The organism is Gilliamella sp. B3783, from assembly GCF_026536125.1.
GTDB lineage: Bacteria > Pseudomonadota > Gammaproteobacteria > Enterobacterales > Orbaceae > Gilliamella.
Window position 1 is genome coordinate 1 of record NZ_JAFNOU010000014.1, and the last position, 25,910, is coordinate 25,910.

Annotated in this window: 23 protein-coding genes and 1 pseudogene; 14 read left to right on the forward strand and 10 right to left on the reverse strand. The window is 36.7% G+C overall.

Annotated features, from left to right (window positions below):
• Nucleotides 1–313 precede the first annotated feature (313 nt).
• Entirely contained in the window at nucleotides 314–430 is a 117-nt protein-coding gene (locus J3U59_RS12065) for a DUF4184 family protein (RefSeq protein ID WP_416379628.1), read from the forward strand.
• A 112-nt stretch (nucleotides 431–542) separates the two neighbouring features.
• A pseudogene (locus J3U59_RS12070) lies at nucleotides 543–974 on the forward strand (DUF4184 family protein); the annotation flags it as partial.
• A gap of 36 nt (nucleotides 975–1,010) precedes the next feature.
• Here J3U59_RS12070 and gmhB read toward each other — a convergent pair.
• Entirely contained in the window at nucleotides 1,011–1,547 is a 537-nt protein-coding gene (gene gmhB, locus J3U59_RS11730; protein WP_267334562.1) for a D-glycero-beta-D-manno-heptose 1,7-bisphosphate 7-phosphatase, read from the reverse strand.
• 115 nt (nucleotides 1,548–1,662) lie between these two features.
• On the opposite strand from gmhB, the gene metN reads away from it, so the two are divergent.
• The 4 genes from metN to tsaA all read left to right on the forward strand — a co-directional run bounded on the left by metN (nucleotide 1,663) and on the right by tsaA (nucleotide 5,206).
• Nucleotides 1,663–2,694, forward strand: coding sequence for a methionine ABC transporter ATP-binding protein MetN (gene metN, locus J3U59_RS11735; protein ID WP_267334560.1), 1,032 nt, complete (start codon nucleotides 1,663–1,665; stop codon nucleotides 2,692–2,694).
• Nucleotides 2,695–2,806: 112 nt separating this feature from the next.
• Complete coding sequence (locus J3U59_RS11740) at nucleotides 2,807–3,448, forward strand: methionine ABC transporter permease (RefSeq protein WP_416379622.1); 642 nt, start codon at nucleotides 2,807–2,809, stop codon at nucleotides 3,446–3,448.
• A gap of 14 nt (nucleotides 3,449–3,462) precedes the next feature.
• The gene (locus J3U59_RS11745) at nucleotides 3,463–4,362 is read left to right on the forward strand and encodes a MetQ/NlpA family lipoprotein (protein WP_267334556.1); all 900 of its coding nucleotides are present in this window, start codon (nucleotides 3,463–3,465) and stop codon (nucleotides 4,360–4,362) included.
• Between the two features lie 124 nt (nucleotides 4,363–4,486).
• Nucleotides 4,487–5,206: a tRNA (N6-threonylcarbamoyladenosine(37)-N6)-methyltransferase TrmO gene (gene tsaA / locus J3U59_RS11750; protein WP_267334554.1), complete on the forward strand. Its 720-nt coding sequence runs from the start codon at nucleotides 4,487–4,489 to the stop codon at nucleotides 5,204–5,206.
• Nucleotides 5,207–5,500: 294 nt separating this feature from the next.
• On the opposite strand, the gene hslO is transcribed toward tsaA, so the two are convergent.
• The 3 genes from hslO to J3U59_RS11765 form a co-directional block, all read right to left on the reverse strand.
• The gene (hslO, locus tag J3U59_RS11755) at nucleotides 5,501–6,373 is read right to left on the reverse strand and encodes an Hsp33 family molecular chaperone HslO (RefSeq protein ID WP_267334567.1); all 873 of its coding nucleotides are present in this window, start codon (nucleotides 6,371–6,373) and stop codon (nucleotides 5,501–5,503) included.
• Complete coding sequence (gene hslR / locus J3U59_RS11760; RefSeq protein WP_141671509.1) at nucleotides 6,366–6,764, reverse strand: ribosome-associated heat shock protein Hsp15; 399 nt, start codon at nucleotides 6,762–6,764, stop codon at nucleotides 6,366–6,368. The genes hslO and hslR overlap by 8 nt, the downstream gene beginning before the upstream one ends.
• A 105-nt stretch (nucleotides 6,765–6,869) precedes the next feature.
• Nucleotides 6,870–8,459 carry a hypothetical protein gene (locus tag J3U59_RS11765; RefSeq protein WP_267334550.1) on the reverse strand — a complete coding sequence of 530 codons (1,590 nt, stop codon included), beginning with the start codon at nucleotides 8,457–8,459 and terminating at the stop codon, nucleotides 6,870–6,872.
• A gap of 247 nt (nucleotides 8,460–8,706) precedes the next feature.
• Here J3U59_RS11765 and greA point away from each other — a divergent pair, with 247 nt between their 5' ends.
• On the forward strand, nucleotides 8,707–9,183 hold the full coding sequence (gene greA / locus J3U59_RS11770; protein ID WP_267334548.1) for a transcription elongation factor GreA: 477 nt from the start codon (nucleotides 8,707–8,709) through the stop codon (nucleotides 9,181–9,183).
• 57 nt (nucleotides 9,184–9,240) lie between these two features.
• On the opposite strand, the gene yhbY is transcribed toward greA, so the two are convergent.
• Complete coding sequence (gene yhbY, locus J3U59_RS11775) at nucleotides 9,241–9,534, reverse strand: ribosome assembly RNA-binding protein YhbY (RefSeq protein WP_065633283.1); 294 nt, start codon at nucleotides 9,532–9,534, stop codon at nucleotides 9,241–9,243.
• A gap of 98 nt (nucleotides 9,535–9,632) precedes the next feature.
• Here yhbY and rlmE point away from each other — a divergent pair, with 98 nt between their 5' ends.
• From rlmE to folP, 3 genes are all read left to right on the forward strand, one after another.
• Complete coding sequence (gene rlmE / locus J3U59_RS11780) at nucleotides 9,633–10,259, forward strand: 23S rRNA (uridine(2552)-2'-O)-methyltransferase RlmE (RefSeq protein ID WP_065633282.1); 627 nt, start codon at nucleotides 9,633–9,635, stop codon at nucleotides 10,257–10,259.
• A gap of 77 nt (nucleotides 10,260–10,336) precedes the next feature.
• Nucleotides 10,337–12,217, forward strand: a complete 1,881-nt coding sequence (ftsH, locus tag J3U59_RS11785; RefSeq protein WP_416379619.1) for an ATP-dependent zinc metalloprotease FtsH — start codon at nucleotides 10,337–10,339, stop codon at nucleotides 12,215–12,217.
• 182 nt (nucleotides 12,218–12,399) lie between these two features.
• Nucleotides 12,400–13,236: a dihydropteroate synthase gene (folP, locus tag J3U59_RS11790; RefSeq protein ID WP_267334545.1), complete on the forward strand. Its 837-nt coding sequence runs from the start codon at nucleotides 12,400–12,402 to the stop codon at nucleotides 13,234–13,236.
• A 198-nt stretch (nucleotides 13,237–13,434) separates the two neighbouring features.
• Here the strand turns inward: folP and ubiA are convergent, their stop codons facing one another.
• From ubiA to J3U59_RS11815, 5 genes are all read right to left on the reverse strand, one after another.
• The gene (gene ubiA / locus J3U59_RS11795) at nucleotides 13,435–14,274 is read right to left on the reverse strand and encodes a 4-hydroxybenzoate octaprenyltransferase (RefSeq protein ID WP_267334543.1); all 840 of its coding nucleotides are present in this window, start codon (nucleotides 14,272–14,274) and stop codon (nucleotides 13,435–13,437) included.
• A gap of 121 nt (nucleotides 14,275–14,395) precedes the next feature.
• Nucleotides 14,396–14,962, reverse strand: a complete 567-nt coding sequence (locus J3U59_RS11800) for a molecular chaperone TorD family protein (RefSeq protein ID WP_267334541.1) — start codon at nucleotides 14,960–14,962, stop codon at nucleotides 14,396–14,398.
• A gap of 68 nt (nucleotides 14,963–15,030) precedes the next feature.
• Complete coding sequence (locus J3U59_RS11805) at nucleotides 15,031–15,870, reverse strand: dimethyl sulfoxide reductase anchor subunit family protein (protein WP_267334540.1); 840 nt, start codon at nucleotides 15,868–15,870, stop codon at nucleotides 15,031–15,033.
• Nucleotide 15,871: 1 nt separating this feature from the next.
• A complete protein-coding gene (locus tag J3U59_RS11810) occupies nucleotides 15,872–16,486 on the reverse strand; it encodes a DMSO/selenate family reductase complex B subunit (RefSeq protein WP_416379621.1) in 615 nt (204 codons plus the stop codon).
• 20 nt (nucleotides 16,487–16,506) lie between these two features.
• Nucleotides 16,507–18,957 (reverse strand): DMSO/selenate family reductase complex A subunit, encoded by a 2,451-nt coding sequence (locus J3U59_RS11815; RefSeq protein WP_267334536.1) that lies wholly within the window; start codon nucleotides 18,955–18,957, stop codon nucleotides 16,507–16,509.
• A gap of 234 nt (nucleotides 18,958–19,191) precedes the next feature.
• On the opposite strand from J3U59_RS11815, the gene parE reads away from it, so the two are divergent.
• From parE to J3U59_RS11835, 4 genes are read left to right on the forward strand one after another with little or no spacing between them, the layout of a single operon-like run.
• Nucleotides 19,192–21,081 carry a DNA topoisomerase IV subunit B gene (parE, locus tag J3U59_RS11820; RefSeq protein WP_267334534.1) on the forward strand — a complete coding sequence of 630 codons (1,890 nt, stop codon included), beginning with the start codon at nucleotides 19,192–19,194 and terminating at the stop codon, nucleotides 21,079–21,081.
• A 27-nt stretch (nucleotides 21,082–21,108) separates the two neighbouring features.
• Nucleotides 21,109–23,337, forward strand: a complete 2,229-nt coding sequence (parC, locus tag J3U59_RS11825) for a DNA topoisomerase IV subunit A (protein ID WP_267334532.1) — start codon at nucleotides 21,109–21,111, stop codon at nucleotides 23,335–23,337.
• A 1-nt stretch (nucleotide 23,338) separates the two neighbouring features.
• Nucleotides 23,339–24,193: a co-chaperone DjlA gene (gene djlA, locus J3U59_RS11830; RefSeq protein ID WP_267334530.1), complete on the forward strand. Its 855-nt coding sequence runs from the start codon at nucleotides 23,339–23,341 to the stop codon at nucleotides 24,191–24,193.
• A 14-nt stretch (nucleotides 24,194–24,207) separates the two neighbouring features.
• Entirely contained in the window at nucleotides 24,208–25,653 is a 1,446-nt protein-coding gene (locus tag J3U59_RS11835; protein WP_267334564.1) for a TrkH family potassium uptake protein, read from the forward strand.
• Nucleotides 25,654–25,910: the final 257 nt, after the last annotated feature.

Below are 25,910 nucleotides of genomic sequence, written 5' to 3' on the forward strand. Positions count from 1 at the left end.
TCAATATTTTTGATCTTGCTCTCTAACACGTTCTTCGTTTGTTTTTCACTAACGCCGTGTCAGTGGATGCGCATTATAGGCACTTAAAAAATTCCTGCAAGTGTTTATTGCTATTTTTTTTCTGTTTGTGTTTTTTTTACTCATGGCGCTGTGAAAATAAACTAATTCTATACAAATTTTACAAACTTTCTTTATTTACTATTGATTATATAATTATAATTTTTCTATTTCAGTCTAACTTTTCAAGCATATTTTATATGCCTTTTACTTTTGCACATCCTACAATTGTTTTATCTTTTTACAAAAAGCCTCAATTTTTTCTATGATAACCTTAATTATAGGTAGTATGTCACCTGATTTTGAATATTTTCTTAGAATAAAAATAAAAAGTGATATGAGCCATACTTTAATTAGGTATTTTTTATTTTGATCTACCAATAACAATAATTGTTGCTTTTATCTTTCACTTTATTATTCGTAATGAATTAATCAAAAATTTGCCCCATTTTCTATATAAATGATTCGCTCATTATCTAAATTTTAATTGGTGTGAATATTGCTACCATCATTGGTTTATTGTCTTAACTTCTGTATTAATAGGTGCACTATCTCATGTAGGTTGGGATAGTTTTACTCACTTGACTGGCTTTTTTGTGAAACACTTTTTTTTACAACAGATAATTTCACTAAAAAATACAGATATTCCAATCTATTAATTATTGCAACATAAAAGTGCTCTGATCGGATTAAGCTTAATATGCCTCTTTATTCTTAGGTTATCTGTCTTGATTGATAAGAAAAATAAAATTAGCTTCCTATATTTGGGTTCAGTATTTTTGATTTTTTTAAGTTGTTTTTCTCTTTTTTTCGCCAATACTATTCATACCTTTGGTCAAAGTGTGGTGAACTTTATTAATGCACTATTTTTGGGGTTAATATTATCACCTCTTATCGTGAAAATTATACGGCATTAATTTTAAATGCCGTATAACAATAGTATTTTTAGAAAATTATGACTCTGCTTTTATTTTATTGGGTAAATCCGCCAAGCTGTCAATTACCCAATCAGCTTGCGCTAATGCTTCTTCAGTAATGGCATCACCGGTTTTCACCAAAACCGTTTTTTTAACTCCGGCCTTTTTCCCCGACAATAAATCAGACACTCGGTCACCGACCATATAAGAGTTGGCAATATCAATTTTTAACTCTTTCGCTGCTGTTTGTATCATACCGGGATTTGGTTTTCGGCATTCGCATTTATCAGTCAATGGATCGTGAGGACAATAATAGATTCCATCCAAATCTACACCGCGATCTTGTAATGACCAATCCATCCATTCTGTTAATGTATTAAACTGTTCTTCAGTAAAGATATTTCTAGCTATACCTGATTGATTGGTCGTAATCACCAACAAAAAACCCATTTTTTTGAGCTCTTGCATAGCTTCTATAACCCCATCAATAAAATCAAATTTATCAATGGTATGAACATAATTATAATCGACATTAATGGTACCATCTCGATCCAAAAAAATAGCAGGTTTCATGTTTACTTTTTTCCTTTTACTTAGGCATTACACCAATTCGTATAGCATATTATTGATTGACTTAGATGTCTAGACGTCTTAATATTCAGCTATCTACCCTTTGTCTATATATATTATGATACAATTACAGCATATTTCGAAAATATTTGAGCATAATAAGACCCCAATTCATGCTTTAAACGATATTTCCCTTCATGTTCCGCAAGGGCAAATCTATGGCGTTATTGGCAAATCAGGAGCGGGGAAAAGTACACTTATTCGATGCGTAAACCTACTCGAAAAACCGACTAGTGGTAAAATATTTTTTGATAATCAAGAAATTACTCACCTTTCTAACCGTAAGCTAATTGAAGTACGTCGAAAAATCAGTATGATTTTTCAGCACTTCAACCTGCTTTCTTCACGTACCGTTTTTGATAATATTGCTTTTCCATTAGAACTAAATAAAACACCAAAAGCGCAAATAAAGCAAAAAGTGACCGAACTGATTGAATTAGTCGGATTAAGCGAGAAAGCTCATGTCTATCCGGCTAATTTGTCTGGTGGACAAAAACAACGCGTTGCTATTGCTAGAGCGTTAGCCAGTGATCCCAAGGTATTACTATGTGATGAAGCAACTAGCGCATTAGATCCAGAAACAACACGCTCTATTTTAGCTTTATTAAAAGATATCAACCAAAAACTCGGTTTAACCATCTTATTAATCACTCATGAAATGGATGTGGTAAAACAAATTTGTGATCAAGTTGCCGTTATCAGTAATGGTAAATTAGTAGAACAATCATCGGTTGGTGAAATGTTTTCACATGCTAAAACTGATATTGCAAGGCAATTTATACAATCAACTTTACACTTAACTATCCCTGAGGACTATTTAGCAAGGCTATCACCTGAATATAAAGAAGGTTTAAATCCATTAGTAAGTTTAGAATTTACTGGTGTTTCAGTTGATTTGCCACTGTTATCACAAATTGCTAAAGAATTTGATATTGATAGTAACATTATCAGTGCTCAAATGGATTATGCTGGCGGTGTTAAGTTTGGATTAATGTTGACAGAAATGAAAGGCAAACCGAAAAGCACAGCATCAGCAATACAATTTTTAGAGAACAATAACACCAAAGTAGAGGTGCTCGGTTATGTTTAATTTTATTCCTTCGTTTAAACCTTTTGAATCATTATTTCGATTTTTAGCTGAACACGATTTTTGGGCAAACTTTGTGACTTTTTGCTCTTCTTTTAATGGCTTTAATGAAGCCATGTTATTCAAAATGGCACAAGCGACCGATGAAACCCTATACATGGTTATTTTGTCAGGTTTTTGGGGAACAGTGATTGGCTTACCAATAGGCATATTACTTTATACCACACGCAAAGGGCAAATTTTAGATTGTTACTTAGCAAATAACGCTCTTTCATTCATTACTAATGTATTTCGTTCCATACCATTTATTATTTTGATTGTCTGGATTATTCCTTTCACGACATTTCTTATGGGAACTTTTATTGGTAAACAAGCAGCAGTCGTACCACTGAGTATTGGTGTGTCACCTCTAATTGCACGAATGATCGAAAATGCCTTATTAGATGTACCAAAAGGATTAATCGAAGCAGCACGTTCAATGGGGGCAACACCACTACAAATAATTTATAAAGTTTTATTACCCGAATCATTACCTGTCATTGTTAATAGTATGACAATTACATTAATTACCCTAACTGGCTATATTGCTATGGCCGGTGCGGTTGGTGCAGGGGGACTAGGTCAACTAGCAATACAATATGGTTACAATGGTTATAAGCCTGCTATAATGAACACGGTTTTGATAATATTAATTATTATCGTATTTATTATTCAATTTATTGGCAATGCTATTGTAAAACGTGTTACTCATCATTAATTTTGGAGAAAATTATGTCTATTAAGAAGCTAGCACTTATCACTACTTTGGTGAGTGCATTTTTTTTAACGGGTTGTGATAATAAACAATCAAAAACAGAAGAAACTAAACCGACAGAGCCTGTAAAAACTAACACGATTAAAGTTGGTGTGATTTCAGGCCCAGAACAAGAAGTTGCAGAAGTTGCTAAACAACAAGCTAAAGATCTTTATAACTTGGATGTAGAACTGGTTATTTTTAATGACTATGTCACGCCAAACCAAGCACTAAATGATGGCTTAATTGATGTTAACGCATTCCAACATAAACCTTATTTAGATGAACAAATGAAAGAACGTGGTTATAAATTAGCAGTAGTCGGCAACTCATTTGTTTATCCAATTGCCAGCTATTCACATAAATTAAAACCAATTGATAAATCAGCTGAAACTGGTGCCGGTGTGAAAGTAACCTCACCGCGTGACGAAACCTTCTTTATTCCAGCTAGCTCAACAATAGCCATTCCTAACGATCCAACTAATTTAGGCCGTGCATTATTGTTATTACAACACGAAGGCATGATTACGGTGGATAAATCAAAAGGATTACTACCAACAGTACTTGATATTACTAGCAACCCGTATAATTATAAAATTGTTGAACTTGAAGCACCAATGTTACCGCGTTCATTAGATGATGCACAAGTTGACCTTGCCATTATTAATAATGCTTTTGCAGGACAAGCTAATTTAACACCAAGCAAAGATGGTATTTTTGTTGAAGATAAAGAATCACCTTATGTAAATATCATCGTATCACGTGAAGTAGATAAAGATAATGACAATGTCAAAAACTTTGTTAAAGCTTACCAAACAGATGCCGTAGCCCAAAAGGCTAATCAAGTGTTTAATGGCGGCGCAATTCGTGGTTGGTAAAATCATAGCTAAAATATTATGATGTTTTTCCACCGGCTTAACGTCGGTGGATGTTTTTAATATGTCATAATAACTATTTTATAATGTATTTTATTCATGAGTTTTACCTGTTAACTCAATTAATATGAAACAAATAATCAACCCAATAGGCATTATCCATTCACCTTATAGTGAAAAATTTGCTGTACCTCGGCAACCTAATTTAGTGACTGAAGGTCAAGGTGAACTGCATTTGTTACCACCTTACAATAACCCTGATGCAATTAAAGGATTAGAACAGTTTTCTCATCTTTGGCTTTTATTTCAATTTCATCAAATTGAATTAGACAAATGGCGTTTAACAGTGCGCCCACCGCGTTTAGGCGGAAATAAAACGTTAGGGGTGTTTGCAACGCGTTCTCCATTTAGACCCAACCATATTGGTTTGTCAGCAGTAGCGTTGAAAGATATCGTTATAAAAAACAAACAAGTCATTTTAAAATTAGGTAGTGTTGATTTAGTAGATGGAACACCGGTTATCGATATCAAACCCTACTTACCTTATTGTGATAGTTATCCCGAGGCAATTGCCGGTTATGCACAATCGATGCCAGATAAAACGTTAACCGTTGAATTTTCAAAAAAAGCACTGCAATTACTTAAATCACATCAACTTACCTACCCTAATTTGGCAGCATTAATTACTCAAGTTATTGCTCAAGATCCAAGGCCAGCATATAAACAAAAAAGTTTGAAAGAGCAGGATTATGGATTTAGACTTTATCACTTTAATATTAAGTGTAGAATTTCTGATAAACATGCCATAGTTGAAGATATAGATATAGAAAAAAACAACAAAACATAAATCGCATTACTGCCGTTATTATTATAAATTCTATACTAGAAACACGTTTAGTTTATTAAGTAAAAAATTATCTTCCTAACTTATTGATATTAAAAACAATTAATAAGATATTTTTAGGTATTATTGTTATAAATAGTTTTGTAAAGATTCTTTACAAAAATATCTATCAAAACCGATAAAAGAAACTGACATATTTATACGAGTCTGGTAAATTAGCAGTGGGTTTAATTTCCCTATATTTCACCTTACCACTAAAATTTTAACAAATTTTAGTGGTCCTTTTAGAAAGAAAAATCAATGATAATTGGTATGCTGTTTAGCTCTGATTTGAGCAATATCAATCGTATCAAATATGTAATGTTTCCCACAATAATCACAATGAATATCAATTTTGCCACCATCTTCTTTTAGCATCTGATCTATTTCATTGGCAGGCAAAGTCATTAAGCTATCTTCACAACGTTCACGAGAACAACCACATTTAAATGTCACGTTATGAGTATCAAATAATCGAACTTGCTCTTGATTATATAAACGATATAAAATTTCTTCAGTGGACAGTTCAAATAACTCATCACTAGTAATCGTTTGAGTTAAGGTACATAGATGCTCGAAAGAATCAGATGTATTTTCATTTCCTGGCAATATCTGCAATAAAATACCAGCAGCAACAGGTTTATTATTATAAACGCCTGTTTTGACAAATAAACGTGTTGGTAACTGCTCAGACTGCATGAAATAGTTTTCAATACAACCAATAAGCGTATCGCTTTCTAATCCTACAATACCTTGATAACGTTCACCATTTTTGGGTGTAATTGTAATAACAATATAACCATTACCAACCATTTCTTTAAGTGTTGCATTATTGGCAATATCCGACTTTACACGCGCAACTCCTCGAAGTTGTTGCTGATCATTACCATTTACAACCGCTAAAGATAAAGGACCATCACCTTGTAATTGTACAGCGATATCACCCTCAAATTTTAGTGTAGCTGTTAATAAACTAGTTATCACCAGTAATTCACCTAAGACTTTTTGTACAGCAACGGGATAAGTGTGATTATCTAAAATTGCCTGGTATGTCTGTTCAAGATGGGTGATTTCACCTCGAATAGCGTGATTATCAAATAAAAATCGATTTAAAGTATCCATATTAGTTATTTTCGCCTAGTTGTCTATCATATTTAAATTTAATCAAGTTACGTCGCTCTTTTTTATCCGGTTTCCGATCCGGATGTGGCATAGTTAATGCGTTAAGTTTACGTGCTTGTGCTATGGTTTCGCGTTTAGTAATACTTTCTTGCGTTTCTTGATAAAGTAATTGTGCCTCTGTAGCAGATCTACGCTGTTCAGTAATGGCTAATACTTGGATGGTCTTTTGATCAGAACCTTGTCGAAGAGTTAAAATTGCCCCCACTTCAATAATTTTACTTGGTTTAGTGCGCTGTCCATTATAATGAACTTTACCACCGTCAACCATTTCTCGAGCTAATGAACGAGTTTTATAAAACCTTGCAGCCCACAACCATTTATCTAATCTAACTGGATTCATTACATCCTCATATACATTTTTCATCAAGTCAATCTGATACTAAACACTAGTCAGATATCAAATATCTTTACAGGGTATATAAGGATGTTTTTACTTAAATCAATATTATGGATTAATAATAAACTCGTTTTCATTAGACAATAGAGTGCCAGATAATTTAAATGGTGAAATACTACCGTGTAAATCTGCACTATAATTAATGGATTTAGGTGGTTCTTCTATTAATTTCCACTCTTTTAATAGTGAACTGGAGATATTATAGGCAGTTAAATGTAACGAGACAAATTCAGTTTGCGTTGGATCTATTGTCGCTATTGCTTCAACCATACCGCCACTCACTAACGAACTAAAACTGACTAAAGTTTGATCTTGAGCATCAAATTTAACAACAAGATCGGGATATTTAATATCAATTTCATTAATAGAGCCCCGTTCAGCTTTACAAAATAAGGTTCCAGCATAAATACCTAATTTTCTATCTTGAACTAAGACTACATTAGAGCCTGACATTTCAAAATTGATAAAAACAAATGGAAAATCTGAATTTTTATCAATTAACATACCAGGTAAAATGGTTAATTGATCCACTTCTACTCGGCTAAATAGATCGGGTAATAAAAATCCGTCTGATTTTGGCGGTACTTGGTAATTGACACCAGCTAATAATAATTTTTCTAAATGTAAGGCGTTATTACTCCAACTACCAGTAAAATCAAGATTACCTTCATTCCAATTTGCCATCGCTTTTTGAATTTCAACTTGATTATTTTTAAACTGTAATTGTAACAATGCCGATGAAAATACCTCATCATGCCAAACTACACTCTCTGCACTCAAAGTAACATCACTATCATCTACTATCCATTGTTGATCATAGCGTAGGTTAGTTGCATCAATATTCCCTTTATCAATAGTTAATTCTGGAAGTTGAATACTACTATCGAACATAGTTAATTGGCGAATAACTAACTTAGGCAGTATTGTAGAATAGTGGTCATCCATCGATTTAAAATGAATCTTATTAATCTTCAACTGTTCAATATCCCAGCTATTATCCGCCATTATTTTCAATTTACTAACAAAAAAACCATTATCAACATTACCACCTAAATTGGTAACAGTAATAATATTATTTCGATGAAAGCCTTGAATAAGTACCTTATCCATTGTCTGTTGATTTAACATAACTTGCTGTGCCGTCAAATCAAACTGATAGTCTCCCTCACCTTGCGAATTAAATGATTTAATGCCACCATTTAACTGGTTTAATGATAATTTATCTTGGTTATTATTAAGGGGAATATTGATGTTGGTATCCACTAATTTTAGCGTGTTTGCTGTAAAATTATAATCTTTAGCTGTTTGTGAATAATCAATCACACCTTCAAAAACAGTAATATAATTGAAATGATTTAACTGCCATAGGTTATCTTTATCAAATCCAACAACTAATTTTGGAACATTAACCAATTGCTGCTTTTCATTACTAATCACAACATCATCAAAAGACAGCTCATAAAAATTTGAAAATGAATGACTTACCTTGCCAATAGAAATAGTATAAGGACTTAATTTAGATAATTGTTGCCCAATTAAATTCGCACCAAAAGAAGTCTGCATTAAGAAATAAGGTAATAACAACACAAACCAAATAATAGACAAGACAATAATTATAGATAATCTTAATCGTCGCATAACATAAATAGACTAAATGGTTAATTAAAATATTAATAATTACATTACGATAACCGATTTTAGCCAAAATAGCACCTGATTTCGATATAAATGATTTGTGGTCAGATCGGTTTTACAGTTAATATATAGCGATAGACATTGGTGTCTTTTAAAATAACATATACAACTACAATCACCACCTGCCACGCTTTTGATTAAGCGTTGGGCTTGTTATTTTTTTTATTATCAGTAAAACGGGAGAGCAAAGATGAAACAAATCCCAATGACGGTAAAGGGAGCCGAATTATTACGCGCGGAATTGGAAGAGCTGAAAAAAGTTAAACGACCACAAATTACAGCAGCTATAGCCGAAGCAAGAGCGCACGGGGATTTAAAAGAAAACGCCGAATACCATGCAGCCAGAGAACAACAAGGCTTTTGTGAAGGACGTATTCAAGAAATTGAAGGCAAGTTATCACAAGCACAAATTATTGATATTACCAAAGTGAAAAACACCGGACGTATAATTTTTGGTGCCACAGTAACAGTAATCAATGTTGATACCGACGAAGAAACAACTTATCGCATTGTCGGTGATGATGAAGCTGACTATAGGCAAAATCTGATTTCGGTCAACTCACCTATTGCCAGAGGTTTAATTGGCAAAGAAGATGGTGACACAGTCCAAATTAAAACACCAGGCGGTGATGTAGAATTTGATATAGTAAAAGTTGAATATATCTAATATCAAAAAAACATAAAAGTTAACAATAAAAACAGGGCTTACTGCCCTGTTTTTATTTTATTTAGGTAAAGTGATTTTCTTTTCATCACTTGGTCTAAAAATGGTAAAAATAGACCCGACTTGTTGTACAGCTAGTGCTTTGGTTTCACGAATAATTGCATCGCAAATTAATTTTTTACTGTCACGATCTTCAGCTGATACTTTAATCTTAATTAATTCATGAAAATTTAAAGCGCTTTCAATTTCAGCAAGAACACCTTCGGTAAACCCATTAGCACCAATCATCACAACAGGTTTTAAATGATGGGATTCACTTTTTAAGTACTGTTTTTGTTTATTTGATAAATTCATTAATTTTTTATCACATTAAGTTGTAATTTTGCTATTCTACCCTTATATATATGAGTAATCAATTGAAGAAACCTTCTTACACTAAGGATTTATTAGCGGTGAGTAATAAAAAACGCTCGGCAAGTTCGACACGCTGGCTTAATGAACATTTCAAAGATCGCTTTGTACAACAAGCCCAAAAAAAGGGATTACGATCTCGGGCATGGTTCAAATTAGAAGAAATTCAAAAAAGTGACAAACTATTTAAACCCGGGATAACCGTTGTTGATTTAGGTGCAGCACCTGGTGGTTGGTCACAATACGTAGCATCTTTAATTGGTAATAAAGGTCGCATTATTGCATGTGATTTATTACCCATGGATCCGATTGTTGGCGTTGATTTTTTGCAAGGTGATTTTCGTGATGAAGCAGTATTAAAAGCACTGCTTGAACGCGTTGGTGATCAAAAAGTTCAAGTTGTGATGTCAGATATGGCCCCCAATATGAGTGGTCAACCCGCTGTTGATATTCCTAGAGCTATGTATTTAGTTGAACTCGCGCTTGATATGTGTCGAGACGTGCTTGCACCTAACGGTAATTTTATTGTCAAAGTATTCCAAGGTGAAGGTTTTGAAGAGTACCTAAAACAGGTACGCTCAATGTTTAAAACAGTCAAAATCCGTAAACCTGAAGCTTCACGGGCAAGATCCCGAGAAGTTTATATCGTTGCAATGGGTATGAAGTAGCCAGTTGTATAATTTTGTAGTACCATTGCTAAGTTAATTTTAGTCGTAACTGTTAATTTTTATGAGAGGTTTTTCTTTTGAACGACATGGTAAAGAATTTGCTGATCTGGGGAGTCATTGCGGTAGTATTGATTGCTGTATTTAATCAATTCAGCTCAATATCCAATAGTGGTCCTCAAGTCAATTATACCCAATTCAACTCAGACATCACCAGTGGCAAACTTCAAGAGGTGCATATTAACGGGCGTGAAATTGTTGCCACCACTAAAGGTAACGGCAGTTATGTCACCTATATCCCTTATTTTGATGAAAAATTAATGGATGATTTGGTATTAAACAAAGTTGCTGTTTATGGTAGCCCTGATGAAAAACCGAGTTTATTAGTTAATATTTTGATCTCTTGGTTTCCAATTATTCTATTAATTGGCTTCTGGATTTTTATCATGCGCCAAATGCAGGGTGGCGGCAAAGGCGGGCCAATGTCTGTTGGCAAAAGTAAAGCCAAAATGCTCACTCCAGATCAAGTCAAAACTAAGTTTACCGATGTTGCGGGTAGTGAAGAAGCGAAGCAAGAAGTCACCGAAGTCGTGGATTTTTTACGCGATCCTGGCAAATATCAAAAACTAGGTGGACGCATCCCAAAAGGGATTTTGATGGTTGGACCACCAGGTACCGGTAAAACGCTACTTGCCAAAGCTATCGCGGGTGAAGCCAATGTACCTTTCTTTAGTATATCGGGTTCTGACTTTGTCGAAATGTTTGTTGGTGTCGGTGCATCTCGTGTTCGCGATCTATTCGAACAAGCTCGTAAACATTCGCCTTGTATCATTTTTATTGACGAAATTGATGCTGTCGGGCGTAAACGTGGCGCAGGGTCAATGGGTGGTCATGACGAACGTGAACAAACCCTTAACCAAATGTTAGTTGAAATGGATGGTTTCGAAGCGAATAGTGGCATCATCATTATTGCGGCAACCAACCGTGTTGATATTTTAGATCCAGCATTACTTCGCCCAGGTCGTTTTGACCGCCAAGTACAAATTGGTTTACCGGACATGAAAGGACGTGAACAAATTTTAGCCGTTCATGTACGTAAAGTTCCACTTGGTTCTGATGTCAATTTATCCGTTCTTGCACGTGGTACACCTGGTTATTCTGGCGCTGAACTAGCAAACCTTGTAAACGAAGCTGCACTATTTGCCGCGCGTCGTAATAAGCGCTTAGTCACCATGGACGAGTTTGAAGAAGCTAAAGATAAAATTAACATGGGTACTGAACGACGTTCATTAACCATGACCAAAGAACAGCTTATTTCTACGGCTTATCACGAAGCTGGTCATGCAATTATTGGTTATTTAATGCCTGATCATGATCCGATTCACAAAGTGACCATTATTCCACGTGGACGCGCATTAGGGGTTACGTTCTTTTTACCTGAAGGTGATCGCGTTAGTGAAAGCCGTGAAAAATTAGAGGGTGACATTGCAACACTTTATGGTGGTCGGCTTGCTGAAGAACTTATTTACGGTGTTGATAAAGTATCAACCGGTGCATCTAATGATATAAAAGTCGCGACGCAATACGCCAGAGCGATGGTTACTCAGTGGGGCTTTTCTGATCGCTTAGGTCCATTATTTTATGAAATGGATGATAACTCATCTTATGGTCGTCCTAAAGATATTTCAGATGAAACAGCACGTATCATTGATGAAGAAGTCAAAAAAATTATCGACCGTAATTTTGAACGGGCACGTAAAATACTGACTGAAAATATGGATGTACTTCACGCCATGAAAGATGCATTAATGAAGTACGAAACTATTGGTGCTAAACAAGTTGCAGATTTAATTGCTCGTCGACCTATCACTGCGCCTGATGATTGGACAGAAAGTGACGAAAAAGCAGCAAATCAAATTCCAAATGAAGGAAGCGATATACCACCTCAATCAGAAAGTTAATTGACTTTAATAAAATATAACGCGCTACGGCGCGTTTTTTATCGATAATATTAAAATAACTCTCTTATAAATAGGGCAACAATAACATCATAATCTGCATAAAATACATGCAACAATTGTGCTCAAGCGTTTTTAATATCGCATAAAAACATTATCAATAAAAATCGAATAAGGCTATAACCATGGAAATACGTTTTCAAAATCAAGTAATGGAGCTCTCTTATCCACAAGTGATGGGTATTGTAAATATGACACCAGATTCGTTTTCTGATGGTGGCAATTACAACAATCTTGATGATGCAATGCGTCGTGTCGATAACATGATCCAAGCCGGTGCCACATTCATTGATATTGGTGGAGAATCAACTCGACCAGGGGCGGCTGAAGTCTCGGTTGAAGAAGAACTCAATAGAGTGATTCCTTTAGTTGAAAAAGTTGCCCGTTATTTTGATGTTTGGATTTCGGTTGATACCTCAAAACCACAAGTCATAACCGAATCGGCAAAAGCAGGTGCACACTTAATCAATGATATCCGTGCACTAACCGAACCTGGCGCAATTGAAGCTGCGTCCCAAACAGGATTACCCGTTTGTATTATGCACATGCAAGGCGATCCAAAAACTATGCAAAATGCACCACATTATGAACAAGATATCTATCAAGTAGTGGATGACTTTTTTGCTCAACATATTGATCGTTGCATACAAGCAGGAATTGATCGACAAAAAATCATTCTCGATCCTGGCTTTGGTTTTGGTAAAACCTTGGCTCATAATTATCGACTCTTAGCAACATTAGAAAAATTCCACCATTTTGACCTCCCTTTATTGGTAGGCATGTCACGGAAATCTATGATTGGACAAGTATTAAATGTACCACCACAACAGCGTATGCTAGGTAGTGTAACTTGTGCTGTCATTGCTGCAATGAAAGGTGCACACATTATTCGTGTCCATGATGTTAAAGAGACATTTGATGCATTACGAATTGTACAAGCGACATTAGCGGAACAAAAATGAAAATGTTTATTTTGTAGTAGATGTAAAATGTAAAATCAAGAGATTTTGGGGATGCAAAAACGCATCCATTTCCTTAAAATTTTTAATCACGGTTTAACTTCTTTTAAGAAGTTAAAATTTAAGAAACAAATTTGATTGATAAATAAAAACAATTCCCGACCAGAAGTTTATGGGAATATCCATATTTATGGATAAAAATCAAACAAACCACTCACTGCAAAAAATCCCGACAAAAACCAACAACCCTACAGAATTATTATTCATAAATGCTTTAAAACAGTTATTGCGTTGGCGTTGCTTGATTAATGTTTGTTGATAAATAAATAACATCGAGGCTAATGCTAACGCGCTATAGTATATAAACGATAAATGATTGATTAACCCAACAATCAATAAACAGATTATGGCGATCATTTGTAACACACCAATCATTAATTTGTCATAACAACCAAATAGAATTGCCGTTGATTTAATACCAATTTTTATATCATCATTTCGATCGACCATAGCATACTCAGTATCATAAGCGACCGTCCAGCTAATATTCGCTAAACAAAGTAACCAGCAAGTTAATGGAAATTGCTCAATGGTTGCCGCGTACACCATTGGAATGCTCCAACTAAATGCTAGCCCCAAAATAACTTGAGGAAGATGAGTATAACGCTTCATGAAAGGGTAAATCATGGCGGTTAATAAAGCAAAACAGGCAATTAACCAAGTCAATTTGTTTAAAGTTAGCAATAAACCAAGTGCTATTGCTAAAAGTAACACTAGTGTCCATAATGCATTTTTAGCAGTTAATGCACCCCGTGCCAATGGGCGATTTTGGGTTCGTTCGACATGTGCATCAAAGTTACGATCGGCATAATCATTTACCACACAGCCAGCCGCACGCATAACAATTACCCCTAAAACAAACACTAATGAGGTATAAGTATAAGGCTGACCAGTCAGCCAAATTGCCCAAAGCGTGGGCCATAGTAATAATAAGGTACCAATTGGTCGGTCTAACCGCATCAGTTGTAAATAAGCTAACATAATTTGGGGTTTATCTGAAAAGTAATAGCAGGATTATACCGTTTCCCTTAAAAGCTGCAAAGTTGCGACAACGTCTATAAAACTTAAGCAAAGTAAAAAGTTAAAAGGAATTCAAAGCCTACTATAACGTCGATAGCATTAACAAATATTGCTGAGCAATGACGGCTAACGATTGATAAAATTGGCTAATGTCATTATTTTTCAAGCATTCTAAATAGTTTGATGACCAGGTCAGTAAATGTTCATTAATTAATTGCTTGGCAATTGATATTTGATTTTTTTCGAGTAATAACGCAAATGCCATTAACATTAATCCAAACTGATCTTCCGGCTCATTCATACCGGTATTAAGAGTTATCCCGTGTTGCTGTAAAAACTGACGATAACGCTCTTGTGATTCGCCCATTAATAACTGTTCTTGATCTAAATAAACGGATCCCCAAGGGGGCGCAGGCATATCACCCTGCCCTTCAAATAACAACGAAAATTGATAATCAAGATCTGTATTACTTATCTCTGTCATTAATGTTTGGCATTGCTGACTAATTAATGATGGATTTTGCCAATCAATAAGTTTATCAATATGTAATAAAGGATTAATTAGTGGCTGTACAATCTGGCTATTTGGCGAATAATAAAAAAAAGCACCTAACACTTTTGCCACCGTTGCGCATGCTAACTTATCCAAGTTATTCTATCCCTTAATTATCATTAGACGATTTTTTCATCTTGATGAGTAAAACTGTTTGTTACTTATTATAATGGAATTACCCATAAATTATAAAATACAATGCGCCCACAAATTTCAGCAACAAAAACACAAGTAAAAGCGATAATCGATAAGATCATTGCATAGTTTGCTCGCCAAATATTGATAATCACTAACAACAAAGCAACTAAGATTAAAGCACATTCACCAATCATCCAACCACTTTGCTGAGCGGTGAGTTCTGGCGTAATAGTTGCCATTAAATTAGCATAAGGTATTTTTAACAATACGATTAACAATCCAGCCATCAAAAAAACAACGCTACCCAACCGTTTTAAACCTAACATAGCGCTTGCAATCCCACCTAAAGCAAACATAGCAGTATACATTTGCAAGGCAGTGTAATACGTGTCCCATGTTTTGACTGTTGGTAACATATAGGTTAAAACAATGGTCCAAACAAACACTATGCTTAATAAAATTAGAACGGCTGATAGTAAGCCATTGACATAAGGAATCTTATTTACCTTCCAGCAAATAACTCTAAAGAATTTGAACTTATCGTCAGCTGGATAACACGAAAAATAATTTAATACTACTGAAGCAAAGGTGACACCAAATAATATGCCAAAGGTAAAAATTTCGTTACTCATCGGCGAGCGACCAATCCCAAAAATCACATTTAATGCGCGTAAAGGATGCCCTAAGTGGAAAGAAGCAATGATCATGCCTATCGCCATAAAAATCAGGCTGACAACATTAATTTTTTGAATAATAGATATTTTATCTTTTGTATGATTAACCAGATAATATAAGCTACTTAAAAACACCATGCCAGCGGATAGTTGCCCAAACACCGTAAAAAATACTAGCGGTAATTCATGCATATTACACCTCCTCTGGATTGAGTATTTTACCCAATGTATCACCCGATGCTTTAGCTTGAGCATGTGGTTTAATCACGATATTAGGTTTTGTTAACTGAGCATCAGGTAATGGTGCAATATTACGTTCTTCACCATAGCGCTCACGTAATTTATCGATTTGGTCAAAATCTAATGCACGTTGTGGACAAGACTCTACACATACTGGTTTTAGCCCCTCAGCCACGCGCTCATAACAACCATCACATTTTGACATCACCCGTTTTTGGTGATCATACTGAGGCGCCCCATATGGACAGCGCATTTCACAATAGCGGCACCCTATGCACACATCTTGATTAACCACAACTAAACCATCTTCCTTGCGTTTATGCATCGCACCGGTTGGGCAACCTTGCACGCAAGTTGGTTGCTCACAATGATTACATGAGATGGATAAATAATAGGTAAAAGTATCATTTTGCCAAATACCATCAACTTGCTGCCATGAACCACCGCCATATTCATATACGCGGCGATAATGAACACCGAGCGCATTATCTTTTTCATCTTTACAACTTAATTGGCAAGTTTTACAACCAGTACATTTGGCCGAGTTAATATAAAATCCAAATTGCATTTTGCTCATCCCCCTATTACCTATGATGTCGATGACATCACCGACAATGGTTTAATCTCAACCAAATTGGTGTGCTGTGGATTAGATTTAGCCAGAACTGAAGGCCGCATAGAAGTTAAGCGATTCACACAACCACCAATATCAATGCCGGCTGCATTAGTTTTAGCCCATAATCCTTGCGGAATAGCAATCACGCCAGGTAATATTCTTGGTGTAACTTTAGCGGGGATATAAAGTCGTCCTCGATCATTGAAAACTTCTACAAGTTGACCGTGCTTAATTTGCCGTTGCTCTGCATCTAGTGGATTAATCCATATACTGCTTGCTACAGCTTCGCGTAATTGAGGTAAATTACTATAACTAGAGTGACAATGGCCTTTAATATGAAATCCTATCATTTGTAACGGATATTTTTGCCGCATTGCTATATCTTCACTCCCCTCAATAGCGGGTAGATAAGCTGGAATGGGGTAAAGCATATCCTGCTCATCAAACTCCCATTCACCGGCTATCTTAGCTAATGCTTCGGAATAGATTTCTATTTTACCGGACGGCGTATTTAATGGCTGATTAATCGGATCGTCTCGAAAATCTTTTAACGCGATTTGTGCATCACTATCAGCTAATTTACGGTCAATCACGCCCATCCCATCAGTGTCAGCAAAGGAGGGTAAATCAGGATTTTGCTTGCGCATTCTTTCATAGCTATAAGCTATCCACTCATCTTGAGTTCGCCCTTGCGTAAATTTCTCTTTAACACCCATTTTTTCAGCCAATTCAGTCAAAACCTCATATGCAGGGCGATTTTCCCATAATGGCTTAATAGCCCGCTGCATTCGAATAAAATAGTGATAAGCACCCGTTGCATAAGAATTATTAATAAGATCATTGCTTTCAACCGATGATACATCCGGTAGCAATAAATCAGCATATCGTGCCGATGCAGTCATATGGGTATCCCACACTAAAATGAATTCACATTTTGATTCATCTTGTAAAATTTGATGGGTTTGATTGAGATCAGCATGCTGATTGCCAATAACGTTACTGGCATAACTCCATAAGAATTTGATACCTACATCGAGTTTATCTTTACCCAGTATGTAGGCATTTTTAGCTGTCATGCTATCTGGATCTGCAATAGCTTTCGTCCATAAAAAGAAAGGAATACTGGTTTTAATCGGATTTAAAAGGTTTAAACCTGGAACAGGATAAGTCACACTCCCTCCCCATGTTCCAATATTAGTACCACGTTTACCAAATTGACCCGTAATAATTGGTAATAACATAATTGCACGAGCTGTATGCTCGCCATTTTGCCAGCGTTGAGCCCCCCAACCTTGAGAGATCCAAGCTGCTTTAGCATTGATAATATCAAGCGCCAGTTGCCGAATTTTTGCAGCTGGAATACCGGTCTTTTTCGCTGCCCATTCAGGGGTTTTAGCGGTTCTATCATCCCCCAAACCTAAAATATACGATTTATAATCACTAAAAGGCGGTGCAGAATCAGGCAAAGTGTCAGCATTCCAACCCACACAATATCGATTAAGCATTGCCTCATCAATTTTATCTTCCTCTAATAGTGCATAAATAATTGCAGCGACTAACGCGGCATCAGTACCGGGAATAATCGGGATCCACTCCGCATTATAACCAACCACACTTTCACTACGCCTTGGATCGATAATAATTACTCGAGCGTTGCTTTGCGCTAATGCATTAAACAGCTCTGTAACTTGCCCACCGCCCGACATTCGCGTTTCGGCAACATTATGACCAAACATCACAACTACATCAGAATGCTTTATTTGATCCAATAATGAATCTTTAGCATTACCATAAATATAAGGTTGAATGGCGGTTATCTGCCCACTTGAGTAATCACCATGATAATTAAGAAAGCCGCCAATACTGCTTAAAAATCGCTTACAGACATTACGCCCAGAAAGATTGGCGCCCGTCGTGCCTGTGCCATATTGATAATAGATAGCCTCATTACCATATTGGTTGATGGTATATTTAAGCTTATCTGCAAGAAGATTAATGGCTTCGTCCCATGAAATGCGTTTAAATTTACCTTCACCTCGTTTACCAATACGGAGCATGGGATATTTTAAACGCTCAGGATCGTAGGTTCGCCAACGAACAGCCCGACCTCGCAAGCAAGGACGAATTTGATGCAATCCAAAGGCAGGTTCGTCAATACCGTCTTCCGACGAAATTTTAGTAATAATATCATTTTTTACATGGACTTTTAATGGACATCGGCTACCACAATTAACTAAACAAGCACTATAAAAAATCTTCTCATCATTAGTAGGATTTGGTGCTAGACTATTTTGAGTTGTCGGATTAGGTTCGGCATAGGCAAATGGTAATTGAAAACTATTTGCGAGCGCAGTAACGCTCCCGACAGCGAGCGATTTTTGCAAAAAATCACGCCGAGTAATCTTTTTTTCTGACTTGCTCATCTTATTCCCTTAATTTTTTTGTGGGATTTATCTATCATAATACTAAAAGTACAATAAAAAAACTGAGAAATAGAAAAATAACTAATTAACTTCAAATAAATTAATATAATAAGAATTATTATCAAATAACGCAGCTTTAAAAAACCTATTTTCAAGTAAGCATAAATTTAATTTCATACATCTTAATGAAAGATTGGTATAATACTCCCATTTATCCGGATAAATAGAAAAATTATGTCACAATCCACATATAATGCCGTTGATATAGAAGTCCTAAAAGGACTTGATCCTGTCCGTCACCGACCAGGGATGTACACGGATACTACTCGCCCAAACCATTTAGGGCAAGAGGTCATTGATAACAGTGTTGATGAAGCAATAGCGGGGCATGCCAAACAAGTTAAAGTCACACTTTATGAAGATAACTCATTAGAAGTGATTGATGATGGACGAGGAATGCCGGTTGATATTCACCCAGAAGAAGGCGTTCCGGCGATTGAACTATTACTGTGCCGCTTACATGCAGGGGGAAAATTCTCTAATAAAAATTACCAATTTTCTGGTGGTTTACATGGAGTAGGTATTTCGGTAGTTAATGCTTTATCAAAGCGTGTAGAAGTTACCGTTAACCGTGATGGGCAAGTGTATCAAATCGCGTTTGAAAATGGCAATAAAGTTGAAGATTTACATGTTATTGGTACATGTGGTCGTCGTAATACGGGAACCAAAGTTCATTTTTGGCCTGACGAAAAATATTTCGACTCACCAAGATTTTCAGTCCCACGTTTAACGCACCTATTGAAGGCCAAAGCTGTACTTTGCCCCGGTCTTGAAATCATTTTTAAAGATAAGATCAACAATACCGAACAACGCTGGTGCTATCAAGACGGTTTAAAAGATTACCTAATAGAATCAGTTAGTGGTTACACGCTTTTACCAGAAGAACCCTTTACTGGTAGCCATAATGGTGAAACCGAAGCAGTTGAATGGGCACTACTTTGGATGCCTGAAGGCGGTGAACTGTTAACAGAAAGTTACGTTAACTTAATTCCAACGGTACAAGGCGGTACCCATGTAAATGGTTTACGCCAAGGTCTGCTCGATGCGATGCGTGAATTTTGTGAATTCCGCAATTTATTACCGCGAGGAATAAAACTCACAGCCGATGATATTTGGGAACGCTGCGCTTATGTACTGTCGGTCAAAATGCAAGAGCCCCAGTTTGCCGGTCAAACCAAAGAGCGGTTGTCATCACGACAAAGTGCGGCGTTTGTTTCAGCGATTGTTAAAGATGCCTTTAGCCTTTGGTTAAATCAGCATGTACAAGTCGCTGAATTACTGGCTGAAATGGTCATTTCAAGTGCGCAAAAACGCCTACGAGCATCAAAAAAAGTTATCCGTAAAAAGCTGACCAGTGGTCCAGCCCTTCCAGGCAAATTAGCGGACTGCTCGTCACAAGACTTAAGCCGAACCGAACTCTTTTTAGTGGAAGGGGATTCTGCGGGCGGTTCAGCAAAACAGGCTCGCGATCGTGAGTATCAAGCGATAATGCCGTTAAAAGGTAAAATATTAAATACTTGGGAAGTCTCATCAGATGAAGTGCTTGGCTCTCAAGAAATCCATGATATCTCGGTCGCTATTGGTATTGATCCTGACAGTGATGATTTAAGTCAATTACGATATGGTAAAATCTGTATTTTAGCTGACGCCGATTCCGATGGATTACATATAGCTACGCTGCTATGTGCGCTTTTTGTTCGCCATTTTAAAGCCATGGTCGAACATGGGCATGTCTTTGTTGCCATGCCGCCACTCTATCGTATCGATCTTGGTAAAGAGGTTCACTATGCCTTGGATGAAGAAGAAAAAGAAGGAATTTTAGATCAGTTAAAACGTAAAAAAGGCAAGCCGAATGTCCAACGTTTTAAAGGTTTAGGTGAAATGAATCCACTGCAACTACGTGAAACAACGATGGATCCCAATACTCGCCGTTTAGTTCAATTATCATTAGATAATTCCGAAGAAACCATGGCATTAATGGATATGCTACTTGCGAAAAAACGCTCAGAAGATCGCCGTGAATGGTTACAAGAAAAAGGTGATCAAGTCCAACTTGATGTCTAACATAAAGAATGATTTAGAGGAACAATAATGAGTGAGATAACTCATGACGGAGTAGAAGTTCAATCGCTACGTACCTTTACTGAAAGCGCTTATTTAAACTACTCGATGTATGTCATTATGGACCGTGCACTGCCGTTTATTGGTGACGGTTTAAAACCGGTACAACGCCGTATTGTTTATGCCATGTCAGAATTAGGGCTTAATGCTCAAGCTAAATTTAAAAAGTCAGCACGTACCGTTGGTGACGTTTTAGGTAAATATCACCCACATGGTGATAGTGCCTGTTATGAAGCGATGGTATTAATGGCTCAGCCATTTTCCTACCGTTATCCTTTAGTTGACGGACAAGGTAACTGGGGGGCGCCAGATGATCCCAAATCCTTTGCCGCTATGCGTTATACCGAATCACGCTTATCGAAATATGCTGAACTGCTATTAGGCGAGTTAGGACAAGGCACGGTCGATTATACCCCTAACTTCGATGGTACATTACAAGAACCGAAAATGTTACCAGCTAGATTACCCAATATTTTATTAAATGGTACCACCGGTATTGCAGTAGGGATGGCAACTGACATACCACCGCATAATATCCGTGAAGTGGCTAATGCCGCTATTATGTTAGCCGATAATCCTAAAGCAACACTGAGTGAAGTGATGGCTCACATTAAAGGACCAGATTTTCCAACTGAAGCCGAGATTATTACTTCGCCAGAAGATATTGCAAAGATTTATCAAACTGGACGTGGATCAATTCGCATGCGTGCCGTTTGGAAAAAAGAAGACGGTGATATTGTTATTACTGATCTACCACACCAAGTTTCAGGTGCAAAAATATTAGAACAAATCGCCGCACAAATGCGAGCGAAAAAACTGCCGTTAATTGAAGATTTACGTGATGAGTCAGATCATGAAAATCCAACTCGTTTAGTAATTGTCCCAAGATCTAATCGAGTAGATTTAGAACAAGTGATGAATCATCTATTTGCGACAACCGATCTGGAAAAAAGTTATCGTGTTAATATGAACATGATTGGGCTTGATAACCGCCCAGCAGTGAAAGGCTTAGTTGAAATTCTTACCGAATGGCTAGAGTATCGCCGTAATACCGTAACCAGACGTTTAAACTATCGTTTAGACAAGGTTTTAAAACGCCTTCATATTTTAGATGGTTTATTAATAGCTTTTTTAAATATTGATGAAGTTATTGAAATTATTCGGCATGAAGACGATCCAAAAGAAGAATTGATTAAACGATTTGCCTTAAGTGAAACACAAGCAGAAGCGATTTTAGAGTTAAAACTGCGTCATTTAGCAAAATTAGAAGAGATGCGCATCAAAGGCGAACAAGCTGATCTAGCTAAAGAACGCGATCAACTACAAGCTCTACTTGACTCACCAAGAAAACTCAGTAATTTAATCAAAAAAGAGTTACAGCAAGATGCTGAAAAGTATGGCGACGATCGCCGTTCGCCAATTGTTGAACGTAGCGAAGCGAAAGCGATTACCGAACAAGAATTAACACCGTCCGAACCCGTTACTATTGTGCTGTCCGAAATGGGCTGGGTAAGAGCGGCAAAAGGTCATGATATCGATCCCGTTGGGCTAAGTTATAAAGCGGGAGACAGCTTCAAAGCGGCAGCCAAAGGTAAAAGTAATCAACCGGTTGTCTTTATTGATTCTACTGGTCGCAGCTACGCCATTGAACCCAATACATTACCATCTGCTCGAGGTCAAGGCGAACCGCTTACCGGAAAATTGGCTCTCCCTGCTGGGGCAATAGTTGAACATGTCCTTATGTCAGCTAATGAAAATCAAAAATTATTACTAGCATCAAGTGCAGGTTATGGTTTTATTTGTCAATTTAGTGATTTAGTTGCGCGCAATCGTAATGGTAAAGCTATCATTAATTTATCTAATCAGGCTCAGGTATTACCACCTATTGAAATTACTGATGAAGCAAGCTTACTGTTATCCATCACAAAAGCAGGACGCATGCTAATTTTTCCTGTTAAAGACTTACCCGAATTAGCCAAAGGTAAAGGTAATAAAATTATTTCACTTGCCGGTAGTGATGATAGTTTAGCGTATATGATGTTAATCACACCAACAACATCAATAACCTTACATGTTGGTAAACGCAAACTAACGCTTTATCCTGCTGATTTACAAAAATTTACCGCAGAACGCGCGCGTAAAGGTAGTGCTTTACCTCGCGGGCTACAAAAAATAGATCGAATTGAGGTGAACGAATAATATGTCTTTTATTTGGGCGATTATTACAGGCTTTGTGTTAAGCATTGTCTTAAAAACAAGTTGGGGTTTTATACTGGGTCTTTTTATTGGCCCAATGCTTTATCAAGCATTTTGCAATAAATTAACCAATCAACGAACCCAAGCAAATCCAACGCTCTATTTAACCGTTGTTTTTGAAGTATTGGGACATTTAAGTAAAGCTAAAGGTGTGGTGACCCAAGATGATATCAATCTAGCTCGCCAATTTATGGATAGATTACAACTTGATAATAACAGCCGCCAGTTAGCTCAAGAATCATTCAATCGCGGTAAAGCTAGTGATTACCCACTACGTTCACGTTTGGCTGAACTCTATGCACAATATCGTTACCGACGTAATGTGTTAAATATTTTTTGTGAACAACTCATTCAAGCCGCGCTGGTTGACGGTCAATTGGATGATAAAGAGTTAGACATTCTTTTTATTGTAGCAGATGAATTCAATATACCTCGTCAGCAAATGGCAGCGTATATCAAAATGATGATGGCGAGCTATCATTTTGGTCAAAATAGTTATAGTTATTCTCAAAATCAGTACAACCAACATAGTCAATATAATCAGAACAATAATTATGGTGGTTACCAAGGTCGCTCGACTCAATCAGATTTGCAAAATGCTTACAAAATTTTGGGCGTTGAGCCAACAGCTGAGATCTCAGAAATTAAACGCGCTTATCGTAAATTAATGAATGAGCATCATCCAGATAAACTAGTATCAAAAGGTTTACCGAAAGAGATGTTAGAAGCGGCTAAAAAACGTGCGCAAGAAATTCAAGCCGCTTATGATCTTATTAAAGCATCCCGAGGATTTAAGTAGAGACTATCATTATGATGCATTGGCGTTCAATTATCAGAATCGTTGGATTGTTAATAGCCTTATTATCGATATTTATGCTTTTACCAGCATTAGTCGCGTTGATTTATCGTGATGGTGCGGGAGCGATTTTTGTCCGTTCATTTTTCGCATCATTAGTTTTAGGTTGTGTTTTATGGCTTCCTAATCGAAATCATCGCCATGAACTTACTACGCGTGAAGGTTTTTTTATTGTTGTACTATTTTGGTTAGTATTAGGGACTATCGGCGCTTTTCCCTTTATTTTTGACAACCATATCAACCTTAACTTAACCACAGCTTTTTTTGAATCGTTTTCTAGCTTGACCACAACGGGCGCAACCACTATTGTGCATCTTGACCATCTACCTAAAGCACTACTTTTTTACCGTCAGTTGCTACAATGGCTCGGCGGGATGGGTATCATCGTATTAGCCGTAGCCATTTTACCATTATTAGGGGTTGGGGGCATGCAGCTTTATCGGGCCGAAATTCCTGGCCCACAAAAAGATAGTAAAATGCGACCACGTATTGCCGAAACAGCAAAAACACTGTGGTCAATTTACATTTTGCTCACCACCTTATGTGCTGTTTGCTTATGGCTTGCTGGCATGAATGTATTTGATGCCATTTCACACAGTTTCTCGACGATTTCGATGGGCGGATTTTCAACTCATGATAATAATCTAGCTTATTTTAATAGCCCGGCCATTAATTATATTGTGACCATTTTTCTAATTTTATCGGGTTGTAATTTTGCACTACATTTTGCGGCACTAAATGGGTTTTCTATCAGTGTTTATTGGCGAGATCAAGAGTTTAGAACCTTCCTTTTTATTCTTATAATTTTAATTATTATCTGTGCTTTTGTTATTTATGTCTATCAACCACAACGCCATCTAAGTATTGATAAAATTATATTACAAGTAGTCTCAATAGCCGCAACCGTTGGCTTTACGGTTGATGATATTAATACTTGGCCGTCTTCATTACCTATTTTCTTACTCTCTGCATCATTTATCGGTGGCTGCGCTGGTTCTACCGGTGGTGGATTAAAGGTAGTGCGTGTATTGTTACTTTTTATGCAAGGATCGCGTGAATTAAAGCGTTTAATTCACCCTAACGCAATTTATACCTTAAAACTCAATAACCGCGTCGTACCCGAACGTATCATCGAAGCGGTTTGGGGATTCTTTTCTGCCTATGCATTAGTCTTTTTAATCAGTCTATTTATAATTATGGGCACAGGCGTTGATGCAACTGATTCTTTTTACATTGTCTCCTCATCCCTAAATAACTTAGGTGTTGGGTTAGGTAGTGTTAGCGATAACTTTGCAACTGTTAGTGATTTAGTTAAATGGGTAATGGTTGTCGATATGTTATTTGGCCGATTAGAAATCTTCACCTTGTTAGTATTATTTACGCCAACGTTCTGGCGCAGCTAAGGATTGGTGATTTTTGTCAGGAATCATTTCTACTTATCCATCAAATTTGTTTTTTAAATTTCTTAATTTCTTAAAAGAGATTTTTTTGTTTGGTTTGAGTTTCGGACGTTAGTCGTTTTGCTGATTTTTCTTATCTGTAAACACGTCCGAGTTAGGGGATTTTTTGCGAAATCCCCTAACAACCCCTCGCAGCACAAGGACAAAGTGGTCTGCGACTTCCCTCCGCCTTCGTGCGGTCTTACGCACCGCCGCTGATT

Excerpts from the sequence above, each read along its gene's own strand:
- gmhB (WP_267334562.1), bottom strand. The coding sequence starts at position 1,547 with ATGAAACCTGCTATTTTTTTGGATCGAGATGGTACCATTAATGTCGAT.
- metN (WP_267334560.1), top strand. The coding sequence starts at position 1,663 with ATGATACAATTACAGCATATTTCGAAAATATTTGAGCATAATAAGACC.
- J3U59_RS11740 (WP_416379622.1), top strand. The coding sequence starts at position 2,807 with ATGTTATTCAAAATGGCACAAGCGACCGATGAAACCCTATACATGGTT.
- J3U59_RS11745 (WP_267334556.1), top strand. The coding sequence starts at position 3,463 with ATGTCTATTAAGAAGCTAGCACTTATCACTACTTTGGTGAGTGCATTT.
- tsaA (WP_267334554.1), top strand. The coding sequence starts at position 4,487 with ATGAAACAAATAATCAACCCAATAGGCATTATCCATTCACCTTATAGT.
- hslR (WP_141671509.1), bottom strand. The coding sequence starts at position 6,764 with ATGAATCCAGTTAGATTAGATAAATGGTTGTGGGCTGCAAGGTTTTAT.
- J3U59_RS11765 (WP_267334550.1), bottom strand. The coding sequence starts at position 8,459 with ATGCGACGATTAAGATTATCTATAATTATTGTCTTGTCTATTATTTGG.
- greA (WP_267334548.1), top strand. The coding sequence starts at position 8,707 with ATGAAACAAATCCCAATGACGGTAAAGGGAGCCGAATTATTACGCGCG.
- yhbY (WP_065633283.1), bottom strand. The coding sequence starts at position 9,534 with ATGAATTTATCAAATAAACAAAAACAGTACTTAAAAAGTGAATCCCAT.
- folP (WP_267334545.1), top strand. The coding sequence starts at position 12,400 with ATGGAAATACGTTTTCAAAATCAAGTAATGGAGCTCTCTTATCCACAA.
- ubiA (WP_267334543.1), bottom strand. The coding sequence starts at position 14,274 with ATGTTAGCTTATTTACAACTGATGCGGTTAGACCGACCAATTGGTACC.
- J3U59_RS11805 (WP_267334540.1), bottom strand. The coding sequence starts at position 15,870 with ATGCATGAATTACCGCTAGTATTTTTTACGGTGTTTGGGCAACTATCC.
- J3U59_RS11810 (WP_416379621.1), bottom strand. The coding sequence starts at position 16,486 with ATGCAATTTGGATTTTATATTAACTCGGCCAAATGTACTGGTTGTAAA.
- J3U59_RS11815 (WP_267334536.1), bottom strand. The coding sequence starts at position 18,957 with ATGAGCAAGTCAGAAAAAAAGATTACTCGGCGTGATTTTTTGCAAAAA.
- parE (WP_267334534.1), top strand. The coding sequence starts at position 19,192 with ATGTCACAATCCACATATAATGCCGTTGATATAGAAGTCCTAAAAGGA.
- parC (WP_267334532.1), top strand. The coding sequence starts at position 21,109 with ATGAGTGAGATAACTCATGACGGAGTAGAAGTTCAATCGCTACGTACC.
- djlA (WP_267334530.1), top strand. The coding sequence starts at position 23,339 with ATGTCTTTTATTTGGGCGATTATTACAGGCTTTGTGTTAAGCATTGTC.
- J3U59_RS11835 (WP_267334564.1), top strand. The coding sequence starts at position 24,208 with ATGCATTGGCGTTCAATTATCAGAATCGTTGGATTGTTAATAGCCTTA.